This is a genomic window from uncultured Thiodictyon sp., assembly GCF_903828115.1.
In the GTDB taxonomy this organism is placed as follows: domain Bacteria; phylum Pseudomonadota; class Gammaproteobacteria; order Chromatiales; family Chromatiaceae; genus Thiodictyon.
The window spans coordinates 1-7424 of record NZ_CAIKKU010000036.1 but is presented as its reverse complement, the minus strand read 5'-3'; the positions used below and the strand labels follow the sequence as shown (position 1 = coordinate 7424).

Here is a 7424-nt window from a genome sequence, read left to right as displayed (position 1 = left end):
CGTTGTCGAGATTATCGTAGCGCCCCGGATTCTCTCGACATCGCTTCTCCGATTACGACAACGACAACGACAACGACAGCCGCTGCCCTGCTGACCTGGCAGAAATCAGTAGACTGCCCCGGAATTCCCGCCTTCAGACCTTTCGTCTTCTGCGTATGAAGAGCAGGGTCAGCCCCCCCGCGCCGAACAGGAACACGACGGCCGGCTCAGGGGTCTCGGCAACGATGATATCGATCGTACTGGTCAGCGTTTCATCTTCGGCCGCCCCACCCGTGTAGGTCAACTGGAGCTTGCCGCCGGACAGGATGAGGTCCCCGGTGATCCTGACCGCCAGCCACGGATCGATAAAGTCCAGCGTCCCCTTCTCGGTCAGGGTGTCGAACAGCAAACCATAAGCGGTTATCCAGTGACCCCCTGTCTCTCCGGGGGTGGTCCAGGTCACTCCCACCTCCACATCGAAGGCGCCCGACAGCGCCTCGTATAGAAACTCGATCGTGGGCACGGTCCTCGCCTGGTACCAGTCGGGCTGCATCCCCGAGGGCCCGTCCCAGGCCCCCTCGGCGACGGCGCGGTAGAGGGTCTTGTCCGGTATTTTTTCCTCCATGTACTTCTCCTTACCATAGGCCATGTAGCCGTCCTGCGTTCCGCTCTGCTCGGTCGTAGCCATGTAATTCGGACCGGCCAGGGTCAAGGCGACCGCCCTCAATTCCGCCGTATCGTACTGGTCGTCAACGGTGATTTCGGGCACCAGACTCCGGCCAAAGATTGCCGGATACCGCTGCTCCAGATAAACAAAAGAATTGACGACCGAGGTGGGTGCGCAGGCCGAGTCGCCGATCAAGACCACATCCTTTTGGTTGAGCGTCCCGAACAGGTTCGGGTCATTGTAGGCCGCGATGATGGCCGCGTTGCCTGGCAAGGGCAATAGCGCGAGCGAGGCGCCGGCGAGGCACAGCGGCCAGAGTCGGCGCAGGGCCGCGCGGGGCACGGCTGAACAAAGGGTGCTGAAGGCACCGGACAGGTGCCGTGGTCGGGCGTGTGATTGTTGCGGCATTTGACGTATTTCCCGTAGATTTGATCAGGCAGGGGGCTGGAAGCTGTCCCTTCGGGCACTGTGCGGGACATTCCGGCCGGGACCGATGGGCCTTGATGCCCTGGCCGGTCGGCAGCCCCGGGCCCGCTGCCCCCTCATGCGCGAACGCCGGGCCTGGACGCCTGGGTTCACTCGGCAATGGTCTAAGCGAGGAATGTGCCAGGTCCATGCGGGGAGTCTGGAAATAGTCAGGGGATCAAGCAACGGCAAGGCTTGCGGGGCAGCGGGTGCCGCGGGCGGCTTCAGCAACAAGTGTACGCCGGGACCCATGGTGTAAAAAAAGCTGACAGGTGTGTACCCGGAGTCCAAGGCTTCAGCCTTGGCGCCCCTCCAAGGCTGAAGCCTTGGACTCCAGGAGGTGGTGCGGCGCTCAACCTAATGGCAGTGTCGTCCAGCGTAGGACCTGCGGTCAGGACGGGAATCCGGTAAGATCCCGGCGATTATCCCACAAGGCCCTTCCTCCCAACGATGGTCAGCAATCTGCTCAAGAAGATCTTCGGCAGCCGCAACGAGCGGCTGGTGAGGAAGCTCCTGAAATCCGTTAGCCGGATCAATGTCCTGGAGCCGGACCTCCAGGCCCTCGGCGATGCCGCGCTCGCCGCCAAGACCCAGGAGTTCCGCACCCGGCTCGCCGCCGGGGAGGACCTCGAGGCGCTGCTGCCCGAGGCCTTCGCGGTCGTGCGCGAGACCGGGCGGCGGGTGCTCGGGATGCGTCACTTCGATGTCCAGATGGTCGGCGGCATGGTCCTGCACCAGGGCAAGATCGCGGAGATGCGCACCGGCGAGGGCAAGACCCTGGTCGCCACCCTGGCCGGCTATCTCAACGGGCTGCCCGCCAAGGGGGTCCATGTGGTCACGGTCAACGATTATCTCGCCCGGCGCGACGCCTGCTGGATGGGCCGCATCTACCACGCGCTGGGTCTGTCGGTCGGGGTGATCAACTCCTCCGGCATGATGGGTCCGGACGCCGCCTCCTATCTGTTCGATCCCTCTTACGAGCCGGCGGCCGAGGGGCAGGGCTACCGCCACCTGCGCCCGGTCAGCCGCCGCGAGACCTATGCCGCGGACATCACCTACGGCACCAACAACGAGTTCGGCTTCGACTATCTGCGCGACAACATGGCCTTCGAGCCGGGGCAGCGCAGCCAGCGCCTCCCCTTCTACGCCATCGTCGACGAGGTGGACTCGATCCTGATCGACGAGGCGCGCACGCCGCTGATCATCTCCGGCCCCTCCGAGGGCGACACCGACCTGTACCGGCAGATCGACGCCATCATCCCGCGTCTCACCCGCCAGTCCCCGATGACCAACGAGGAGGGCAAGCCCGACTTCGGTCCCGGTGACTACTCGGTCGACGAGAAGTCCCGCCAGACCTTCCTGAGCGAGGAAGGCCACGAGCACGTCGAGGAGATGCTGACCGAGATGGGCCTGCTGGCGCCGGGCGAGAGCCTCTACGACGCCACCAACATCGCCTTGATGCACCACGTCTACGCGGCCCTGCGCGCCCACGCCCTGTTTCAGAAGAACGTCGAGTACATCGTGCGCGACGGCCAGATCATCATCGTGGATGAGTTCACCGGCCGCACCATGCCCGGCCGGCGCTGGTCCGAGGGCCTGCACCAGGCGGTGGAGGCCAAGGAGCGGGTGCCGATCCAGCAGGAGAACCAGACGCTCGCCTCCATCACCTTCCAGAATCTGTTCCGGCTCTACCCCAAGCTCGCGGGCATGACCGGCACGGCGGACACCGAGGCCTACGAGTTCCAGCAGATCTACGGGCTCGAGGTGGTGGTGATCCCCACCAATCAGCCGATGATCCGCAAGGACAACGGCGATCTGGTGTACCTGACCCAGGAGGAGAAATACAAGGCAGTCGTCGAGGACATCCGCGACTGTGTCACCCGCGGCCAGCCGGTGCTGGTCGGCACCGCCTCCATCGAGACCTCGGAACTGGTGTCCAAGCTCCTGATCGAGGGCGAGGTCCCCCACGAGGTGCTCAACGCCAAGCAGCACGAGCGCGAGGCCGGCATCGTCGCCCAGGCGGGCCGCCCCGGCGCCGTCACCATCGCCACCAACATGGCCGGCCGCGGCACCGATATCGTGCTAGGCGGCAACCTGGAGGCGGAACTGGAGCAGGCCGGTCCGGACGCCGACGCGCAGGCCATCCGCACCGCCTGGACGGCGCGCCACGCGGCCGTGGTCGCCGCCGGCGGGCTCCATGTGGTCGGCACCGAACGCCACGAGTCCCGGCGCATCGACAACCAGTTGCGCGGTCGCTCCGGGCGCCAGGGCGACCCGGGTTCCAGCCGCTTCTATCTGTCGCTCGAAGACAACCTGATGCGCATCTTCGCCTCCGAGCGGGTGGCCTCTATGATGCAGCGGCTCGGGATGCAGCCGGGGGAGGCGATCGAGCACCCCTGGGTCACCAAGGCGATCGAGAACGCCCAGCGCAAGGTCGAGGGGCGCAACTTCGACATCCGCAAACAACTCCTGGAATATGACGACGTCGCCAACGACCAGCGCAAGGTCATCTATGGCCAGCGCCGCGAGCTGATGGACACGGGCGACATCTCCGAGACCGTCACCGCCATGCGCGCCGACACCCTGGAGCGCACGCTCAACGCCTGCATCCCGCCCCAGAGTCTGGAGGAGCAGTGGGACCTGCCCGGCCTGGAGGCCGCGCTGACGGAGACCTTCGGCGGCGACTGGCCGGTCCGCCACTGGCTGGACGCCGACCACGACCTGCACGAGGAGACCCTGCGCCGGCGCATCGCCGACACCCTGACCGCGACCTACGCGGAGCAGGAGGCGCAGGAGGGCGCCGCGCGCCTGCGGCAGATCGAGAAGGCGGTCATGCTGCACTTCCTGGACACCCACTGGAAGGACCACCTGGCCGCCATGGACTACCTGCGCCAGGGCATCCACCTGCGCGGCTACGCCCAGAAGAACCCCAAGCAGGAGTACAAGCGCGAGGCCTTCGAGATGTTCTCGGCCATGCTCGACGACATCAAGCACGACGTCGTCGGCACCCTGTGCAAGCGCCAGGTGCAGGCCGTCGAGCGGCTGCCGGAGTTGGCGTCGCACGCGCCGCCGGCCCGGGAGTTCGAGTTCAGGCACGAGGAGTTCCGGGGCTTCAACGCCGCCGACGATGAGGACGCCCCCGCGGACGGGGACGCGCCCGGGGCCGAGGCCCACCAGCCCTTCGTGCGGGACGCCCGCAAGGTCGGCCGCAACGAGCCCTGTCCCTGCGGCTCCGGCAAGAAGTTCAAGCAATGCCATGGCCGGGCCGCCTGAGGTTCAGCCATGACCGAACAGCCCGAACTGCACTTCCTGCCGGTCGGCGGCGTGCGCCTGGCCGTGGGCGCGGCCGGCATCCGCTACCGCGACCGCAACGACCTGGTGCTCGTGGAACTGGCCGCGGGGACCGACTGCGCGGCCGTCTTTACCCGTAACGCCTTCTGCGCCGCCCCGGTCACCCTGGCCCGCACCCACTTGGGCGCGGGCGGCGCGCGCTGGTGGCTGATCAATGCCGGCAACGCCAACGCCGGCACCGGCGCCCGCGGCCTGCTGGACGCCGCCGCGAGCTGCCAGGCGATCGCCGAATTGACCGGTGACCCGGCGGGGAGCGTCCTGCCCTTCTCCACCGGCGTCATCGGCGAGCACCTGCCGGTGGAGCGCATCGCCGCCGCCCTGCCCCGGCTCCTGGGCCAACTCGCCGCGACCCACTGGCCGGAGGCCGCCCGCGCCATCATGACCACGGACCGGGTGCCCAAGCTCGTCTCCCGCCAGTTCGCGTGCGGCGGGCGCACCGCCACCCTCACCGGCATGGCCAAGGGCGCCGGCATGATCTGCCCCGACATGGCCACCATGCTCGGCTTCCTGGCCACCGATGCGGCCGTGGCACCCGGCTTCCTCACCGCCTGTCTGCACGCCGCGGTGGAGCGCTCCTTCAACGCCATCACCGTGGACGGTGACACCTCCACCAACGACGCCTGCGTCCTGGCCGCTACCGGCACCCTGGGCAACGACCCCATCGCCGCCGCCGTGAGCCCCGACTATGCCGCCTTCCAGGCCGCCCTCGACGCCGTCTGCATCGAGCTGGCCACCGCCATCGTGCGCGACGCCGAGGGCGCCACCAAGCTGGTGACGGTCCGCATTGAGGGCGCCGCGAGCCACGCCGAGGCGCGCCAGGTCGCCTACACCATCGCCCACTCCCCGCTGGTGAAGACCGCGCTCTTCGCCTCCGACCCGAACTGGGGCCGTATCCTCGCGGCCGTCGGGCGCGCCGGCATCGCGGATCTCACCATCGCCGGGGTCCGGGTCTGGCTCGGTGACGTACTCATCGTCGATGGCGGCGGGCGCGCACCCACCTACACCGAGGCGGCCGGCGCCGCCGTCATGCGCGCGCCCGAGATCCTCATCCGCGTCGCCCTGGGCCGCGGCGAGTCCGCCGCCGAGGTCCTCACCTGCGACCTGTCCTACGACTATGTGCGGATCAATGCGGAGTACCGGTCTTAGTAACGAGCCAAGAACAATTTAAGCACAGACACGATCGTTGTCGTTGTCGTTGTCGTAATCGTAATCGGAGAATCGCTGCAACTTGGCGTGCGAGGGAATCCGCGGCGCTACGATAACCTCGATTACGACAACGACAACGACAACGATGCGAACAGCATCTCCTAATGGACTGTTCCTTACGGGACCAAGCAGTGCCGATGCCCAAGAAGCAGATCCACGTCATGGCCGGCGCCCTCCAGGACGACCAGGGCCGGGTCCTGGTGACCCGCCGCCGCGAGCAGGCCCACCAGGGCGGACTCTGGGAGTTCCCCGGCGGCAAACTGGAGCCCGGCGAGACCCCCGAACAGGGCCTGGCCCGCGAACTGGATGAGGAACTCGGCATCCTGGTCTACACCAGCCGCCCCCTGATCCGCGTCCACCACGACTACGGCGACCGCTACATCCTGCTCGATGTGCGCCGCATCGGCGCCCACGCCGGCGTCCCCCAAGGGCGGGAGGGGCAGCCGCTGGCCTGGCTGCACCCGGACGCCATGGACCCGACCCGCTTCCCCGCCGCCGACCGCCCCATCATCACGGCCCTGCGCCTGCCCCAACTGCTGCTCATCACCGGCCCCGACCCGCGGGACCCCGCAACGCTGCTGGCGCGGCTCGAGCGGGCCATCCGCGGCGGCGTCCGGCTGGTACAACTGCGTGCCCACGAGATCGACGACGCCGCCTACCGCGACCTGGCCGTACGCGCCTATGCGCTCTGCGCCGCCAGCGGCGCCCGCCTTCTGCTCAACCGCGACCCCGCGGGCATCGCCGACGCCCCCCGCCACGGGCTGCACCTGAGCGCCCGGCGTCTGACCGCCCTGAGCGAGCGCCCCGGCCAGCCCGGCGAACTGGTCGGCGCCTCCTGCCATGACGCCGCGGACCTCAGCCGCGCCGCCGCCTTGGAACTCGACTACGCCCTGCTCTCCCCGGTCAAGCCCACCGCCACCCACCCCGCGGCCCACCCGCTGGGCTGGCCGCGCTTCGCCGCCCTCATCGACCCGATCCCGCTGCCGGTCTACGCCCTGGGCGGTCTCGCCCCCACGGACCTGTCCGACGCCATCCGCCACGGCGCCCAGGGGATCGCCGCCATTCGGGGGTTGTGGCCGGCGCGCTCCCCCGTCAGATGCGACAACGCCATCGTCGAGCGCCCACGATGATTCGGACTGCCGCCGCGGGCGGGACGATGCGAATGCCGCAGTGCGATTCGAGATCAAGCAAGTGTTTATCCCCCGAGACGATCAAATCGGCGTGCGCGGCGATGGCTGCCGCAACCACACCGCCTGTCGGCGACTGGCCGACCGAAGGCCGACGCCCCGGGGACTGGCACCCCCGGGCAGCGGGTCAGACCCGCAGCAACAACCGCGCCGGCTCCTCCAGCGACTCCTTGATGGTCACCAGAAACTGCACCGCATCGCGCCCATCGATGATCCGGTGATCATAGGTCAAGGCCAGATACATCATCGGCGCGATGACGACCTGCCCCTTCTCGGCAATCGGGCGCTCCTGCGTCTTGTGCATCCCCAGGATCGCGCTCTGCGGCGGATTCAGAATCGGCGTGGACAGCAGCGAGCCGAAGATGCCGCCATTGGTGATGGAGAAGGTGCCGCCGGTCAGGTCCTCGAAGCTCAGGGACCCGTCCTTGGCCTTGCGCCCGAACTCGGTGATGCCCTGCTCGATGTCGGCCATGCTGAGCTGGTCGCAGTTGCGCAGGATCGGCACCACCAGGCCGCGCGGGGAGGACACGGCGATGCCGATGTCGTAATAGCCGTGGTAGAGGATGTCG

5 protein-coding genes are annotated in these 7424 nt (G+C 68.0%); 3 read left to right on the top strand and 2 right to left on the bottom strand.

The features are described 5' to 3' along the window. Positions 1 to 133: 133 nt before the first annotated feature. Entirely contained in the window at positions 134 to 1054 is a 921-nt protein-coding gene (locus QZY48_RS01280; RefSeq protein ID WP_295426668.1) for a PEP-CTERM sorting domain-containing protein, read from the bottom strand. 507 nt (positions 1055 to 1561) lie between these two features. Here QZY48_RS01280 and secA point away from each other — a divergent pair. From secA to QZY48_RS01265, 3 genes are all read left to right on the top strand, one after another. Continuing rightward, positions 1562 to 4384 (top strand): preprotein translocase subunit SecA, encoded by a 2823-nt coding sequence (gene secA, locus QZY48_RS01275; RefSeq protein ID WP_295426665.1) that lies wholly within the window; start codon positions 1562 to 1564, stop codon positions 4382 to 4384. Between the two features lie 9 nt (positions 4385 to 4393). Beyond that, positions 4394 to 5608, top strand: coding sequence for a bifunctional glutamate N-acetyltransferase/amino-acid acetyltransferase ArgJ (gene argJ, locus QZY48_RS01270; protein ID WP_295426663.1), 1215 nt, complete (start codon positions 4394 to 4396; stop codon positions 5606 to 5608). Positions 5609 to 5805: 197 nt separating this feature from the next. After that, complete coding sequence (locus tag QZY48_RS01265) at positions 5806 to 6798, top strand: Nudix family hydrolase (protein WP_295426660.1); 993 nt, start codon at positions 5806 to 5808, stop codon at positions 6796 to 6798. 184 nt (positions 6799 to 6982) lie between these two features. Here QZY48_RS01265 and QZY48_RS01260 read toward each other — a convergent pair. Continuing rightward, positions 6983 to 7424 (bottom strand): 2-oxo acid dehydrogenase subunit E2 (locus QZY48_RS01260; RefSeq protein WP_295426657.1); only part of this gene is annotated, 442 nt, incomplete at its 5' end.